The sequence below is a fragment of the Pseudoduganella sp. UC29_106 genome, from assembly GCF_044055365.1.
GTDB lineage: Bacteria > Pseudomonadota > Gammaproteobacteria > Burkholderiales > Burkholderiaceae_D > Rugamonas.
In genome coordinates this window covers 4,138,501-4,153,144 of sequence record NZ_CP171977.1, presented here as the reverse complement: position 1 = coordinate 4,153,144, position 14,644 = coordinate 4,138,501, and the positions used below count along the sequence as shown (strand labels likewise).

The 14,644-nt window shown below is 63.6% G+C and carries 13 protein-coding genes; 8 read left to right on the top strand and 5 right to left on the bottom strand.

Going from position 1 to position 14,644, the window contains the following annotated elements; translation table 11 throughout:
- Window positions 1–2: 2 nt before the first annotated feature.
- The 5 genes from ACHMW6_RS20825 (at window position 3) to ACHMW6_RS20805 (ending at window position 8,359) form a co-directional block, all read left to right on the top strand.
- Entirely contained in the window at window positions 3–1,640 is a 1,638-nt protein-coding gene (locus ACHMW6_RS20825; RefSeq protein ID WP_395399526.1) for a DUF5597 domain-containing protein, read from the top strand.
- A 118-nt stretch (window positions 1,641–1,758) separates the two neighbouring features.
- A complete protein-coding gene (locus ACHMW6_RS20820) occupies window positions 1,759–4,626 on the top strand; it encodes a TIM-barrel domain-containing protein (RefSeq protein ID WP_395399524.1) in 2,868 nt (955 codons plus the stop codon).
- Entirely contained in the window at window positions 4,623–6,800 is a 2,178-nt protein-coding gene (locus ACHMW6_RS20815) for a beta-glucosidase (RefSeq protein ID WP_395399522.1), read from the top strand. Before ACHMW6_RS20820 ends, ACHMW6_RS20815 begins: the two co-directional genes overlap by 4 nt.
- Window positions 6,800–7,975, top strand: coding sequence for a DUF418 domain-containing protein (locus ACHMW6_RS20810; protein WP_395399520.1), 1,176 nt, complete (start codon window positions 6,800–6,802; stop codon window positions 7,973–7,975). Before ACHMW6_RS20815 ends, ACHMW6_RS20810 begins: the two co-directional genes overlap by 1 nt.
- A gap of 33 nt (window positions 7,976–8,008) precedes the next feature.
- Entirely contained in the window at window positions 8,009–8,359 is a 351-nt protein-coding gene (locus ACHMW6_RS20805) for a hypothetical protein (RefSeq protein WP_395399518.1), read from the top strand.
- Here the strand turns inward: ACHMW6_RS20805 and ACHMW6_RS20800 are convergent, their stop codons facing one another.
- A complete protein-coding gene (locus tag ACHMW6_RS20800) occupies window positions 8,360–9,118 on the bottom strand; it encodes a substrate-binding periplasmic protein (protein ID WP_395399516.1) in 759 nt (252 codons plus the stop codon).
- A gap of 127 nt (window positions 9,119–9,245) precedes the next feature.
- On the opposite strand from ACHMW6_RS20800, the gene ACHMW6_RS20795 reads away from it, so the two are divergent.
- Together ACHMW6_RS20795 and xth are read left to right on the top strand one after the other, a co-directional pair.
- The gene (locus tag ACHMW6_RS20795; RefSeq protein WP_395399514.1) at window positions 9,246–9,761 is read left to right on the top strand and encodes a GNAT family N-acetyltransferase; all 516 of its coding nucleotides are present in this window, start codon (window positions 9,246–9,248) and stop codon (window positions 9,759–9,761) included.
- Window positions 9,742–10,512 (top strand): exodeoxyribonuclease III, encoded by a 771-nt coding sequence (gene xth / locus ACHMW6_RS20790; protein ID WP_395399512.1) that lies wholly within the window; start codon window positions 9,742–9,744, stop codon window positions 10,510–10,512. The genes ACHMW6_RS20795 and xth overlap by 20 nt, the downstream gene beginning before the upstream one ends.
- Window positions 10,513–10,515: 3 nt before the next feature.
- Here the strand turns inward: xth and ACHMW6_RS20785 are convergent, their stop codons facing one another.
- Entirely contained in the window at window positions 10,516–11,502 is a 987-nt protein-coding gene (locus tag ACHMW6_RS20785) for a hypothetical protein (protein WP_395399510.1), read from the bottom strand.
- 100 nt (window positions 11,503–11,602) lie between these two features.
- Between ACHMW6_RS20785 and ACHMW6_RS20780 the strand changes: the two genes are divergently transcribed.
- The gene (locus ACHMW6_RS20780) at window positions 11,603–12,628 is read left to right on the top strand and encodes a diguanylate cyclase domain-containing protein (protein ID WP_395399507.1); all 1,026 of its coding nucleotides are present in this window, start codon (window positions 11,603–11,605) and stop codon (window positions 12,626–12,628) included.
- On the opposite strand, the gene ACHMW6_RS20775 is transcribed toward ACHMW6_RS20780, so the two are convergent.
- From ACHMW6_RS20775 to ACHMW6_RS20765, 3 genes are all read right to left on the bottom strand, one after another.
- Complete coding sequence (locus tag ACHMW6_RS20775) at window positions 12,625–12,963, bottom strand: isochorismatase family cysteine hydrolase (RefSeq protein WP_395399505.1); 339 nt, start codon at window positions 12,961–12,963, stop codon at window positions 12,625–12,627. The two genes, ACHMW6_RS20780 and ACHMW6_RS20775, sit on opposite strands and share 4 nt — an antisense overlap.
- Entirely contained in the window at window positions 12,866–13,246 is a 381-nt protein-coding gene (locus ACHMW6_RS20770; RefSeq protein ID WP_395399503.1) for an isochorismatase family protein, read from the bottom strand. Before ACHMW6_RS20770 ends, ACHMW6_RS20775 begins: the two co-directional genes overlap by 98 nt.
- Before the next feature lie 296 nt (window positions 13,247–13,542).
- Window positions 13,543–14,631 carry a porin gene (locus ACHMW6_RS20765; protein WP_395399501.1) on the bottom strand — a complete coding sequence of 363 codons (1,089 nt, stop codon included), beginning with the start codon at window positions 14,629–14,631 and terminating at the stop codon, window positions 13,543–13,545.
- Window positions 14,632–14,644 lie beyond the last annotated feature (13 nt).

Genomic DNA, 14,644 nt, shown 5'->3' with positions numbered 1-14,644 from the left:
GCATGAAGCGAATTTTTCGTCGCGTCCTGCTCTCCGTCTGCATCGCCAGCCTGGCCGGAAGCGGCCTGGCTGGTGAGCTGCCGCGCCTCGTAACCAAGGATGGGCGCCACGCCCTGATGGTCGATGGCGCGCCGTTCCTGATGCTGGGCGGGCAGGCCCACAATTCCAGTAACTACCCGGCGGCGCTCAAGCCGCTGTGGACGGCGGCCGCCGACGCGGGCGCCAACACCGTTGAAGTGCCGGTGGCGTGGGAGCAGATCGAAGCCACGGAAGGGCGCTTCGACTTCAGTTTCGTCGACACGCTCGTAAAAGAGGCGCGCCAGAACAAGGTGCGCCTTGTGCTGTTATGGTTTGGCACCTGGAAGAACACGAGCGCCACCTATTCGCCGGAATGGGTGAAATTCAATAACCAGCGCTTCCCGCGCATGCTGGACAAGGAAGGCAAGGACATCTACTGCCTGTCCCCGTTTGGCGAGGAAACGCTGAAGGCCGACCGCAAGGCCTTCGTCGAGCTGATGAAGCACATCAAGAAGATCGACGAAAAGCAGCAGACCGTGATCATGGTGCAGGTCGAGAACGAAGTCGGCACCTATAACCTGGTGCGCGACTATGGCGCGAAGGCGCAGGCGGCGTTTGCCCAGCCTGTGCCGCAGGCCGTGCTGGCGCGCAAGAAGTCGCCGCTGCCCGGCGCCGCTTCGGGCACCTGGTCCGAAGTCTATGGCCCATATGCGGAAGAGTACTTCCACGCCTGGGCCGTGGCCAGCTATATCGAGGAAATCGCCAAGGCCGGCCGCGCCGTCTATGACCTGCCGATGTATGTGAACAATGCGCTGCGCGACCCGCTGGCGCCGATGGCGCCGTGGAAGGACAACTTCGCCAGCGGCGGGCCGACCTTCGACGTGATCGACATCTACAAGGCGGCCGCGCCGCACATCGATGTGGCCGCACCGGACATCTACATGCCCGAGTGGGCTAAGGTTACGGCCACGGTGGAGAAGTTCCAGCGTCCGGACAATGCGCTGATGGTGCCGGAAATCGGCAACGCCGAGAATTACGCGCGCTACGCTTACCTGGTGTTTGGCCGAGGCGGCATCGGCTTCGCGCCTTTCGGGCTGGATTACGCGGACTACAGCAACTTTCCGCTGGGTTCCAAGCTGAAGGACAAGAAGATGGCCGAGCCTTTCGGCAAGGTGTTCAAGGTCTTCCGTCCTATGCAGCGCCAGTGGGCGAAATGGGCTTTCGAGGGCCGCACCTATGGCGTGGCCGAGAGCGAGGAGCGTACGCCGCAGACCATCGAAATGAAGGGCTGGAAGGCGACGGTGTCCTTCCGCGAGTGGCAGATGGGCGAGAAGCACTTCTTCCCGAACCTGAAGGATCTGCCGGCCGATACCGAGTCGCCCAACGGCGGCGTGGCCATCGCGCAGATTGCAGACAATGAATTTATCATCGTCGGCCAGTACGCCCGCGTGAAGATCAGCGGCGAGAACAAGCGGTCCATGTATGCTCGCGTGGAGGAAGGCTATTTCGACGCCTCCGGCAAATGGGTCATGGAACGCAACTGGAACGGCGACCAGACGGACTATGGACTGAATTTCACCGGCAATCCGGTGGTCTTGAAAGTCCGCCTGGGAATGTATTAAGCAAAAGCGCCGTTAGCGGCAAAGAAAACCCAAGGCCAAAATCTAGTGGCTGCCACATCGTGGCAGCCACTTGGGTTACGCGGTTTTGGGTGCGCAAAGAAAAAGCGAAGGAGACTTAATGAGCAAGGTATTCATCCGCGGTACGCTGATCGCTCTCGCGGCCGCCGGCAGCGCCGTTGCCGGCACGTTCGAGCAGACGGCCAATGGCCTCGTGGTCAAGCCGGACAGCGGCGCGGCGAAGGAAATCCGCCTGGAGCTGATGGACGATAACATCATCCACGTCCTCAAGCTCGATCAAAGCGGCAAGGCGCTCACACCGTCGCTGATGACGGTTGCCAAGCCTTGCAGCTGCACGTTCACCGTCAACCGCAAGGGCGATACGGTCACGCTGAAGGCCAACAAGATCGCGGCCGCCGTGTCGCTGGCCACGGGCAGCCTGCAGTTCTCGGACGCGGGCGGCAAGCCATTCCTGAACCAGGCGTCGGAATCGATCCAGCCGATCGAAGTGGGCGGCAAGCCATTCGTCGCCATCAAGCAGGGCTTCAATTACGGGACGAAGGACGCCTTCTACGGCCTGGGCCAGCATCAGAACGCCCAGATGAACCTGAACGGCGAAGACGTGCTGCTGGCCCAGCACAATATGATCGCCTCCGTGCCCTTCGTGGTCTCGGACAAGAACTACGGCCTGCTGTGGGATAACAACGCCATCTCCCGCTTCGGCAATCCGCGGCCCTATGGTCCGATGCAGCGCGACCTGAAGCTGGTGGACGCCGAGGGCAAGCCAGGCGGCCTGACCGCGCGCTACTACGTGGATGGCAAGCTGGCCCTGACACGCCGGGAATCCGATATCGCCTACCAGTACCTGAAGGACGTGGCCGAGAACTGGCCCAAGGAACTGGGCTCGATCAAGAACCTGAAGGACGTGAAAGTGGTCTGGGAAGGCACGATGGCGAGCGACAAGCCGGGCGTGCACAAGATGCAGCTGTACGCGTCCGACTACGCCACGCTGACCGTCGACGGCAAGCAGGTGATGGACGTATGGCGCCAGGGCTGGAATCCCTGGTATCACAACTTCGAAGTGAAGTTCGAGAAGAACAAGCCGGTGAAGCTGAAGCTGGAGTGGAAGCCATCGGGCGGCATGGTCGCCATGACCCACAGCGATCCGCTGCCGGATGCCGAGCGCCATTCGCTGACGCTGTCCTCCGAGATCGCGCAGGGCATCGATTACTACGTGATCCGCGGCGAGAACATGGACAAGGTCATCGCCGGCTACCGTCAACTGACCGGTCAGGCGCCGATGATGCCGAAGTGGGCCTACGGCTTCTGGCAGTCGCGCCAGCGCTACGAGACCCAGCAGCAGCTGCTGGACACGCTGAGCGAATACCGCAAGCGCCAGTGGCCGCTCGATAATATCGTGCAGGACTGGTTCTACTGGCCGGAAAACGGCTGGGGCTCGCACGATTTCGACAAGGTCCGTTTCCCCGATCCGAAAGGCATGGTGGACGAGGTGCACCGCCAGCACGCGCGCATCATGATTTCCATCTGGGGCAAATTCTACGACACCACGGACAACTACAAGGAATTCGCGTCCAAGGGCCATATGTGGACCAAGAACGTGGAAGACGGCGCGCTGGACTGGGTCGGCCCCGGCTACAAGAACAGCCATTACAGCCCGTATGCGCCGGAAGCGCGCGAAATCTACTACCGCCAGATGAAGCACAAGCTGGTGGACATGGGCTTTGACGCCTGGTGGATGGACAATACCGAGCCGGATGTGCTGTCCAACACGCGTCCCGAAGACTTCAAGAAGCTGATCGGCCCCACCGTTTACGGCCCGGGCGAAGTCACCTTCAATCCGTACAGCCTTGTGCACACCCAAGGCATGTACGATGGCCTGAAGCACGACCAGCCGGACAAGCGCCAGTTCATCCTGTCCCGCTCCGGCTTTGCGGGCATCCAGCGCAACGCCACCGCCGTCTGGAGCGGCGACGTTGCCAGCCGCTGGAACAATCTGTATGACCAGATCGCGTCCGGCGTAAACATGTCCATGTCCGGCATCCCGAACTGGACCCACGATATCGGCGGCTACGCCCAGGAAAACCGCTACCAGTACGGCGACGTAGGCTCGGCCCAGGAAAACCGCAGCACCACCGGCGGCAAGATCGACCCGGCCGACCTGAAGGAATGGCAGGAATTGAACCTGCGCTGGTTCCAGTTCGGCGCCTTCTCGCCGCTGTTCCGCTCCCACGGCGAAGTGGTCAAGCGCGAGATCTACAATATCGCGCCGGAAGGGTCGGAAATGCGCGACTCTATGGTGTCCTACCTGAAGCTGCGCTACCGCCTGATGCCGTATATTTACGCGACCGCGTCCGAAACTTACTACAAGTCCGGCACGATCATGCGCGGCATGGTGATGGACTTCCCGAACGACGACCGCGTGAAGAACATCAAGGACCAGTACCTGTTCGGCCATGACTTCCTGGTGGCCCCGGTGACCAGCTATGGCGCGCGCGAACGCAGTGTCTACTTCCCGAAAGGCGCTTCCTGGTACGACTTCGACAGCGGCGCGCTGCATAAGGGCGGCAGCACCATTACCGCCGCCGCGCCGGCCGCGCGCATCCCGGTGTACGTGAAGGCCGGCGCCATCGTGCCGACCTTGCCGGTGCAGCAGTATGTGGACGAGCATCCGGATGCGCCGGTCACGCTCAAGGTCTATACGGGCGCCAACGGCGAGTTCTCGCTGTATGAGGACGATGGCGTGAGCAACGGCTACACCCGCGGCGAATACAGCCGCATCCCGCTGCGCTACGACGACAAGTCCGGCACCGTCACCATCGGCAACCGCGAAGGCCAGTACCAGGGCATGGTCGCCAAGCGCACGTTCAGGGTCCACTTCATCAAGCCGGGTGTTTCCACCTCGGGCAGCATGGATGTCGCGGACAAAGAAGTCACCTACGAAGGCAAGGAAGTCACGATCAAACGATGAAAGTACTCGCATTTTCTATCGCGGCGGCACTGAGCCTGCCGCTGCACGCGGCCCCGGCCGACCCCGATCAGCGCGCGGCACAACTGGTGTCGCAGATGACGCTCGATGAAAAGATCGGCACCGTCTTCGGATATTTCGCAACGGACTTCAAGGACACGAAGCATCCCAAGGAAAGCGTCAACCACACGGCCGGTTTCATCTACGGCGTGCCGCGCCTGAACCTGCCGAACCAGTGGCAGACCGATTCCGGCATCGGCGTGTCCACCCAGCCTTCGGGCTCGAAGCGCGAGCGCACCTCGCTGCCATCGGGCCTGCTGGTGGCGGCGAGCTGGAATCCACAAGTCGCCTTCAATGGCGGCGCGATGATCGGCAAGGAAGCGCGCCTGTCCGGCCACAACGTAATGCTGGCCGGCAGCGTGAACCTGATGCGCGAACCGCGCAACGGCCGCAACTTCGAGTATACGGGCGAAGATCCCTTGCTGGCGGGCGTGATTGCCGGCGAGGCGATCCGCGGCATCCAGTCCAACCACGTGATCTCCACCGTGAAGCACTTCGCCTTCAACGATCAGGAGACCAACCGCAACACCATCGATACGATCATTGCCGACGCGCCGGGCCGCATGTCCGACCTGCTGGCCTTCCAGATCGCCATCGAGCGCGGCAATCCGGGTTCGGTGATGTGCTCTTATAACCTGGTCAACGGCCACTACGCCTGCGAGAACGACTACCTGCTGAACAAGGTGCTGAAGGGCGACTGGGGCTACAAGGGCTATGTGATGTCCGACTGGGGCGCGACCCATTCGACCATCCCGGCCGCGATGAATGGCCTGGACCAGCAATCCGGCTGGCCCTTCGACCAGTCGCCATATTTCCAGGGCGCGCTGAAGGAAGCGGTGCAGAACGGCCATGTGCCGCAGGCACGGCTGGACGATATGGTGCACCGCATCGTGCGCACGATGGCGGTCAACGGCCTGCTGGATCAGCCGCAGCCGAAGGAAGAGGGCGACAAGATCGACTTCAAGGCCAGCGCCAAGGTCGCACAAGGTGCGGCGGAGGAAGGCATCGTCCTGCTGCGCAACGAGAAGAACCTGCTGCCGCTGGCGGCGGGCCTGAAGAAGGTTGCCATCATCGGCGGCCATGCCGACGTGGGCGTATTGTCCGGCGGCGGCTCGGCCCAGGTATATCCGGTGGGCGGCAGCGCCGTGCCGAACGAAGGTCCGGAGCACTTCCCGGGCCCGATCGTGTATCACCCATCTTCGCCGATGAAGTCGCTGGCGGCGCGCAGCAAGGCGCAGTTCAGCTTCAACAACGGCAAGGACGCCGCGGCTGCGGCGAAGCTGGCAGCCGGCAGCGATGTGGCCATCGTTTTTGCCACCCAATGGACGGCGGAAAGCATCGACGCGCCGAATCTCAGCCTGCCCAATGCGCAGGATGCGCTGATCGCGGCCGTGGCAGCAGCCAACCCGAACACCATCGTGGTGCTGGAAACGGGCGGTCCGGTCACTATGCCGTGGCTGGACAAGGTCGGCGCCGTGGTCGAAGCCTGGTATCCCGGCACGGCCGGCGGCGAAGCGATTGCGCGCGTGCTGACGGGCGAGGTCGATGCATCCGGCCGCCTGCCCGCCACCTTCCCGATGGCGGAATCGCAGCTGCCGCGCCCGAAGGTCGATGGTGATCCGAACAGCAAGGATGGCCGCTTCAAGACGGACTACAACATCGAAGGCGCAGCCGTCGGCTACAAGTGGTTCGACCTGAAGCAGCACAAGCCGCTGTTCGCCTTCGGCCATGGCCTGTCCTATACCAGCTTTGGTTACGGCGGGCTGGCTGCGAAGGCGGAAGCGGGCGGCATCAGCGTCAGCTTCAATGTCAGCAACACGGGCAAGCGCGCCGGCAAGGCCGTGCCGCAGGTGTATGTATCGCCGGCCAAGGGCGGCTGGGAAGCGCCCAAGCGCCTGGGCGGCTGGGACAAGCTGGCCCTGAACGCGGGCGAAAGCCGCGACGCCAAGGTGCAGATCGATCCGCGCATGCTGGCCGTGTTCAGCGACGGCAAGTGGAAGATCGCCCCGGGCGACTACATCGTCACCCTGGCCGAGGCATCCGACAAGCCGCTGCAGAAGGTCACCGTGCACCTGCAAGGCCGTGAATTTGCGGCCGGAGCGAAGGGCGGCCAGTAATGACCGGCATGCCGCCGCAGCAGCAGGTATCCGCGCAGCGCCTGGCACTGCCGGACGCGCTGCGCGGCTTTGCCATCGTGTCGATCATGCTGCTCCATAATATCGAGCATTTTGATCTTTACTTCACTCCGCAAGGCTGGCCGGCCTGGCTGTCCACACTGGACAAAGGCGTCTGGAACACGCTGTTCTTCCTCTTCGGCGGCAAGTCCTACGCCATCTTCGCGCTGCTGTTCGGCCTGACCTTCCAGCTGCAGGACAGCCGCCGCGCCGCCCGTGGCGAAGACTTCCGCGCCCGTTTCGCCTGGCGCATGGCGCTGCTGCTCGGCTTCGGCACTATCAACTCGATGTTCTACGAGGGCGACATTCTCTCCATGTACGCGGTGCTCGGCCTGGCGCTGATTCCCGTTTGCCGCCTGAGCGACCGCAGCGTCTTCCTGATAGCCGTGGCGCTCACGCTGCAGCCGTTCGCGTGGTACGAACTGCTGCGCGCCTTGCCGGACCCCGCGCTGAAACTGCCGGACCCTGCCTCCTGGGCCTACTTCGGCCGCGCCGAAACCTACCTGAAAGGCAGTTCGATACTCGATGAGTGGTGGGGCAATCTCACCAACGGCAAAGTCGGCGTGATCCGCTGGAGCTGGGAGATGGGCCGCATCTTCCAGATTCCGGCCCTGTTTATGTTCGGCATGCTGGCCGGCCGGCGCAATCTCTTCGCCCTCGAACCGGCCGCGCGCCGCTTCTGGGCGCGCACGCTGCTGCTCGCCGCGCTGGCCTTCGTGCCGCTCTACTTCGCGAAAGACGCCGCCTGGTTTACCGCCGACGGCCTGCGCCGCCCCGCATCCACCATCCTGATCGCCTGGAAGAATCTGGCCTTCATGCTGGTCCTGGTTTCCGCCTTCGCGCTGCTTTATCGCCGTACCCTGGACTTCTTCGCGCCGCTGGGGCGCATGAGCCTTACCAGCTACATGATGCAATCGGTCGCCGGCACCGTGATCTACCACGGCTTCGGGCTCGGCATGTATCAATACACGGGCGCCACCTTCAGCCTGCTGATCGGCGTCGCCCTGGCGCTGGCGCAGGGCTGGTTCAGCGCATGGTGGCTGCGCCGCCACAGCCAGGGTCCGCTGGAAGCAATTTGGCATCGTTTAACTTGGGGAAACAGTTTCCGCATGGCATAATTTCTTCGTGTTAATAAAAATATTATATGAGACATGAAGAAATTCACCCTGGCTTGTGCGCTCCTGGGCGCCGCGGCCTGCGCGGCGCATGCCACGCCTCAACCGGGCATGTGGGACGGCCTGATCGGGAAGAGCTATGCCAAGGCGCGCAAGGAAGTCATCGACGCCGGCTGGCGACCTGACCACCGCAAGGCGCAGTCGGCATGGGAGCAGCAGATCCAGCTGCAATACGCGGAGCTGCGCTCCTGCACCGTGGAGCGGCCGTCCTGTACTTTTTACTTCGTTGACTACGACGGCGCCTGCCTGAAAGTGGTGGCCGAGGGTGAGAAAGTGAACGCCTTCACGGTGCGCAGCGTCCGCAACGAATGCGCCGCGCGCCAGTGATCAGCGGTTGCTCAGGGCGCGGTTGTCGACCTTGATCTCCAGCTGCGCCAGGTGGGCCTGCAGGATGCGCAGGTTGATTTCGGCTTTCACCAGCTCTTTCAGCCGGGCATCGAACGCTTCCGCATAGCGCGCGCAGGGGCTGCCCTTGACGAAGGCGAAATAATTCTTTTCGTTTGACACGAAGGGACGCACGGCCATGTAGCGGTCGGAAAGGCCATGCTGTGCCAGCCAGGTTTCTCCGGTCAGCAGGCCGGTGACCAGGTAATCCAGGCGGCCCATGGCCAGCTTGCGGAAATTGCTGTCCACCGTGCCGGACTCGTGCAGCTGCAGGTTTTCTTCGGCGAAGCGGTCGAAGGCACCGCCGGAACGGTTGCCCATGGCCACGCCGCCGCGCTTGTCCTTCAGGTCGTGCCAGTGGTGATAGACGAAGCCCTGCTGTCGGTCAATGAAGATCGCGATGGGATTGGGAAAGGCGGCCGTCGGAATATAGCTGAGGTAGCGCTCGCGTTCGGGCAGGCGCTTGAGGGTGGCGACCATATCGATGTCGCCCGCAGCGGCGGACGCGAGCACTCTTTTCCAGGGCCCGAGGTAGCGCACTTCGTAGGGAACCTGCAGGTCGTCCAGGATGCGGGTGGCGAGGTCGATGCTGGCGCCGCGCAACTGGGCACCATCGTACCAATGCAAGGGCTGATAATCGGGATCAGCCGACAGCACCAACTTGCCGCACTCGCTGCGGCATGGCAGGGCCAGAACAAGCAAGGCAGCTGCCGCCGACAAGCGTAACCAGGAAACCATGGGGCGATACTACTACCGGTCGCCGGACTGGTAAAGTAGCGGCTATGAATTTGCAACTTCGTCCCGCCATCCCCGCCGACTTGCCGAAATCATGCGTCTCGAACGTGCCGGCTTCGCATCTGAAATCCAGGAAACTGAAGTTACTTTCGGCGAAAGGCTCGCAGCCGCGCCCGAAGGCTGCTGGGTCCTCGATGACGGGGCAGGGCGGCTCTACGGCTACCTGTGTGCCGAGTTCTGGTCCCTCGATGCGGCAGCGCCGGCCGCGCGCTTTGCCCGAGACCACGGCGCCGCCGCCTTGCACCGGCTGGATGGCGAGGAAGTCTATGTGTCGTCCATGGTGGTCGACCCCGCCACCCGGGGCACTGGCTGGGGCCGCCGCCTGTTCCGCGATGCGGTGTCGGCGATGTTTGCGCGCCACAGTTCCCTGCGCAGCGCTATCCTGATCGTCCATCCCGAATGGCAGGCCGCGCGGCGCATCTACCACTCGGAAGGCTTTGCCGAAATCGGCGCCGTGCCCGATTATTTTGCCGCGCACGACAAAAGGCTGCCGGCCATCGTGATGCGCCGGTCCGGAGTATCATGTGCCGATGAGAATCGCGACCTTTAACATCAATGGCATGAATGCCCGCCTGCCGGCGCTGCTGCAATGGCTCGATGAAACGAAGCCGGATGTGGTCTGCCTGCAGGAATTGAAAACCCCCCACGAGAAATTTCCCGAGGAAGCCCTGAAGGACGCCGGCTATGGCGCCATCTGGCACGGCCAGAAAAGCTGGAATGGCGTGGCCATCCTGGCGCGCGGCACGCAGCCGGTGGAAATGGGACGGGGCCTGCCCGGCGATCCGGAAGATGTGCAAAGCCGCTACATCGAGTGCATGGTCGATGGCGTGATGATCTGCTGCCTCTACCTGCCGAACGGCAATCCTGCGCCCGGTCCCAAGTTCGACTACAAGCTGAAATGGTTCGACCGCCTGATTGCGCGCGGCACGGAGCTGATCGGCAAGAAGGAGCCAGTGGTGATGGCCGGCGACTACAATGTGATGCCGACCGACATCGACGTCTACAAGCCCGAGCGCTGGCTGACCGATGCGCTGTTCCGTCCCGAAACGCGCGCCGCCTTCCACAAGCTGCTGGAGCAGGGCTGGACGGACGCGATCCGCCACCTGCATCCGGACGAAGTCATCTACACCTTTTGGGATTACTTCCGCGACGCCTTCGGCCGCAACGCGGGCCTGCGCATCGACCATTTCCTGCTGAATGCGCCAGCCGCCAGGCGCCTGCTGGCGGCCGAGGTGGACCGCGAAGTGCGCGGCCGCGAAAAGCCGAGCGACCATGCGCCGGTGTGGATCGAACTGAAGTAGACGCTACAGCAGCAGGCGCACGCCCGGCGGCGGCTCGTCGCTGAGGATCTCGAAGGCGGCGCCGTGGGCGCTGCGGTAATGGCGCGGCGGCTCGCCAGCGCGCTCCACGCTCAGCTCGCAGGTCGCGAGTTTTGAATTGAGGCAAATCTTCTGCGGCCGGCCGGGATTGTCGTAGTGCAGTGCGGCAAACGCTTCGCGCGGCGCGCCGAGTTGGATCGTCACACGCACGCCTCGCTCCTGCGCTTCAATGCGCCAGTCGAAGTCCTTCAGGTCGCCCCGGTTGCGCAGCGCGCGCAGCATGCCGTTCAGTCGATATTCCTCCTCGCCGATGCGCAGCACGACCAGGGTCATTGGCGGTGTCCACATACTGCCAACGCGCAGGCGTGCGGTCGCGCATTCGAGGAATACATCCGGAGCGTTATCAAAGCCCGCCACCTGGCCCCAGGCGTAGCGGTCGGTGTGGCGGCGTCCCCAGTTGTGATTCAGGCTGCCGCGCCAGTCATGCACGGGCACCTGGCGTCCTCCGACGTCGATATTGCCGGTGAAGCGGGCATCCGGCAGCGTAACGAGGGACTTGGCGGCGGGGAGGCGGGTTTCATAGAGTGCGGGCGGCAGGAGCAGGAGTGGCCGGGTGCCGCCCGTGACCGAGAGCGACCACGACAGGCCGCCTTCGGCGCCGTCCGCGCTGCCCGATACGGTGGCCGCCGACAGCGTGCTGTAGCCGATGGCCAGCGTCTCACTGCCGAGCAGGCAGTCATGCAAGGGGAAGCGCTGCTTGCTGGCGTGCACGCGCTGGCGTTCGCCGTCGAAGTAGATGGCCCAGACTTCGCCGACCGCCTCATCGGGGCGGCCGGGCGGCTGGAACAGCGTATAGCGAAGCCAGAGTGCCAGCGGGCGCTCGGGATGGTTGGCGCGCTGGAACCAGCTTTCGTAGTGTCCGCCCTCCATGCCGGGGCGATAGCGGCAGCGGTTGGCGGTCGCGTAGTCCATGCAGCAACGATACAGTTTCCCGCTGTGAAGTCAACTTGCCGCGTTGCTTATTGGTCAGTTATCGTTCAAACTATGGTGTGAGAATCAGTGAGTTTTAAGAATGAACGAAGCAAACCTGAGCCCGGCGCTGCTGCTGGAAGTCATCAAGACCCAGACGGAAATCGCGCGCCTTGGCGTCGACCTTGGCAGCGTGATGCAGCTGGTGTGCCAGCGCGCGAGCGGCCTGATTGCAGCCGGTGGCGCCGTGGTCGAGCTGGCCGAAGGCGAGGAAATGGTCTACCGCGCGGCTGCGGGGTTTGCCGAGTCCACGCTGGGGCTGCGGCTGAAGCGCAATGGCAGCCTGTCTGGCCTGTGCGTCGCCCAGGACCACATCCTGCGCTGCGACGATTCCGAGCTGGACGACCGCGTGGACCGCGCTGCCTGCCGCAAGGTCGGCCTGCGCTCGATGCTGGTGGTGCCGCTGCGGCATGACGAGGAGACGGTAGGCGTGCTGAAGGTGATGTCGGCGAAGGTGTCGGCATTCGGCGAGCAGGACGAGCAATTGCTTGGTTTGCTGTCCGACCTGATCGGCGCCGCCATTCACCACGCCGTGAAGTTCGCATCCGACGACCTGTACTACCGCGCCACCCACGACGCGCTCACCACGCTCGCCAACCGGGCGCTGTTCTTCGACCGCCTGCGCCAGCAACTGGCGCACTCCAGCCGCAAGCACTGCAAGGTGGGCATCCTGAACATCGATATGGATGGGCTGAAAGCGATCAACGACAATCTGGGTCACCGCGCGGGCGACGCCGCCATCTGCGAAGTGGCCTCGCGCATCTCGGCCGAGCTGCGCGCGGACGACCTGGCCGCCCGCATGGGCGGCGATGAATTTGGCGTGATCCTGTCCGGCGTGCGGGACCGGGTGAGCGTGGAGCAGAAGTGTGCGCTCATGGCTGAGCGTATCCGCACGCCGTTCGAGTTCGAAGGACGTCCGCTGTGCCTGGGCGCCAGCATCGGGCTGGCCATCAGCCCGGAAGACGGCACGCAGATGGAGCAACTGATCGAAATCGCCGACCAGGCCATGTATTCCGTCAAACACGCACGGCGCGGTGCGGCTGCGGGCGTGCCAGTGGCACTGGCCTAACTCAGCGCCTGGACCAGTTCCTCGCTGCTCAGGATGGCATGAGCGAAGGTCGGGCCGTTCAGCTCATGGGCTGCGTGCATGGCTTCGTGCGACATGGCGGCGGTGGCGTCCCTGACCAGCGTCACGTGGTAGCCCAGCTCCTGGGCGAAGCGTCCCGTCGCTTCGATGCAGGTATTGGCGATCATGCCGATCAGGATCACGTGGCTGATCCTGCGCTGCTTGAGCAGCATGTCCAGGTCAGTGTTGGCGAAGCCACTGGAACTCCAGTGTTCCTTGACGATAGTGTCGCCCGGCTGCGGCGCGAATTCGGGGAAACCATTCGCCGCCCCAGCCATCCTTGGCGAAGACTTGCCCCTGCTTGCTGCGCAATTGATAGGGCGTTGGGTGGTCCCAGCCTTCGAAATCGCTGGGCTCGGAGCGATGGTGAGGCACGATGAAGACGGGCAGGCCTGCGGCGCGGGCGGCCTGGCTTACTTTGCGCAGGTTTTCGTGCAGCCGGACTTCGCCGGCCACTTCCGCCACCCGCGGCCAGATCTTGCCTTTTTCGTCCAGGAAGTCGTTGTAGGGATCGACGAACAGCAGCGCCGTGTGCTGGCGGGGGTAGGAGGGGAGAGACATGGCGGCTCCTTAAAGATTTCAGGGTAGCCGTGGATTGGGGGGATTGCGATCACTCTAAAGAGGGGGGAGTTGGCATCTCGACTGAGCTGCGGCGGATCAATGATCCGCCCTACAGCCCCTTCGGGGCCAAACATCGGACGTTTGCGGCCGCGCAGCGTGCGGGGTGGATCGTTACACGGGACATTTGAGGGCGCGTAGCGTGTAGGGCGGATCATTGATCCGCCGTGCTGGCGCAGCCTGCGGCGCTGGAAAATGCGCCCCGCGCGCCAAGGGGAGGCGCGAAGGGCGGAGAGGGCTTAGAAGAAGTGGCGGAGGCCGAGGGCGGCGCCGCGGAGCTTGGCGCCGGGGCTGACCGTCAGGGCGTTGATCGGGAAATCGTAGACGCCGTTCGCTTCGTTCTTCAGGTGCGTGTAATACAGGAACACGCTGGTGCGCTTGGACAGGCTGTAGTCGTCGCCAAGCGTGAACTGCGTCGCGCCGGTGGCGGAACCCTTTTTCACGAAGCCGATCTTCGCCGTCGAGCTGCCCTTGCCGTCGTTGGCGCGGGTGGCCGTCAGGCGCAGGTTGTGTGCGCCCAGCTGGTGGGTGAGGGCGACGAAGAAGGCGTTGCGATTCAGGTCGCCCGTGGCGGTTTCATACTCCAGCCGCTCACCAACCACGGCGATGCGCGTATCCCCGAAGCGGTAGGCGACGCCAAGCTTGGCGCCCTGGTCGTTGAATCCCTTGCCCTGGTACTCGTGATGGCGCTCGTAGGCGGCAGTCACATACCACGGACCCTGTTCCCAGATGCCGGCGGCGGAAGTCAGCGAAGGATGGGCTCCGCTGGCCGGACGCTCCTCGCTCAGGCCGTGCGTCACGCGCAGCTGGAAGCCGTTCCATTGCGGCGACCAGTAATGCACGCTGTTGGCCTGGCGGCGGTCGAAGGATGATACGTTGCTGACATTGTCCACCGAAGAACCGGCGCCGTTGGCCATCAGGTTCATATAGCCCGCCGTGGTCGGATACCAGGGATCGAGGCTGGAAGTGGAGCCGTTGTAGGCAGTCACCCAGTGGCCGGCAAAGGCCGTGCCCCAGGCGCCTTCCAGGCCAACGCGCGTATCGCGCCGGGCAATCTCGCCTTCACCGGTGTCCGGCGACACGGTGCCCTCGATCTGGAACAGCGCCTTGTTGCCGCCGCCCAGATCCTCGGTGCCCTTGAAGCCAATAACGGAGCGGTTGTTCACCTCGCGCGTGATGGTCACGCCCTTGCCGGCGGAGTTGGCGGAGGTGCGCATGTTTTCGATGGCGATGTTCAGGCGTCCATAGATCTGGACGTTGGAACCCTGGGCATACGCGCCACCGGCGCAGGTGGCCAGCAGTGCGGCCGTCAGTACTTTCTTTTTCATTCTCTCAAATCCC

Bases quoted from the DNA above. Each gene is read 5' to 3' on its own strand.
- ACHMW6_RS20825 (WP_395399526.1), top strand. From the start codon at position 3: ATGAAGCGAATTTTTCGTCGCGTCCTGCTCTCCGTCTGCATCGCCAGC.
- ACHMW6_RS20820 (WP_395399524.1), top strand. From the start codon at position 1,759: ATGAGCAAGGTATTCATCCGCGGTACGCTGATCGCTCTCGCGGCCGCC.
- ACHMW6_RS20805 (WP_395399518.1), top strand. From the start codon at position 8,009: ATGAAGAAATTCACCCTGGCTTGTGCGCTCCTGGGCGCCGCGGCCTGC.
- ACHMW6_RS20765 (WP_395399501.1), bottom strand. From the start codon at position 14,631: ATGAAAAAGAAAGTACTGACGGCCGCACTGCTGGCCACCTGCGCCGGT.
- ACHMW6_RS20810 (WP_395399520.1), top strand. From the start codon at position 6,800: ATGACCGGCATGCCGCCGCAGCAGCAGGTATCCGCGCAGCGCCTGGCA.
- ACHMW6_RS20780 (WP_395399507.1), top strand. From the start codon at position 11,603: ATGAACGAAGCAAACCTGAGCCCGGCGCTGCTGCTGGAAGTCATCAAG.
- ACHMW6_RS20795 (WP_395399514.1), top strand. From the start codon at position 9,246: ATGCGTCTCGAACGTGCCGGCTTCGCATCTGAAATCCAGGAAACTGAA.
- ACHMW6_RS20775 (WP_395399505.1), bottom strand. From the start codon at position 12,963: ATGGCTGGGGCGGCGAATGGTTTCCCCGAATTCGCGCCGCAGCCGGGC.
- ACHMW6_RS20770 (WP_395399503.1), bottom strand. From the start codon at position 13,246: ATGTCTCTCCCCTCCTACCCCCGCCAGCACACGGCGCTGCTGTTCGTC.
- ACHMW6_RS20815 (WP_395399522.1), top strand. From the start codon at position 4,623: ATGAAAGTACTCGCATTTTCTATCGCGGCGGCACTGAGCCTGCCGCTG.
- ACHMW6_RS20785 (WP_395399510.1), bottom strand. From the start codon at position 11,502: ATGGACTACGCGACCGCCAACCGCTGCCGCTATCGCCCCGGCATGGAG.
- xth (WP_395399512.1), top strand. From the start codon at position 9,742: ATGAGAATCGCGACCTTTAACATCAATGGCATGAATGCCCGCCTGCCG.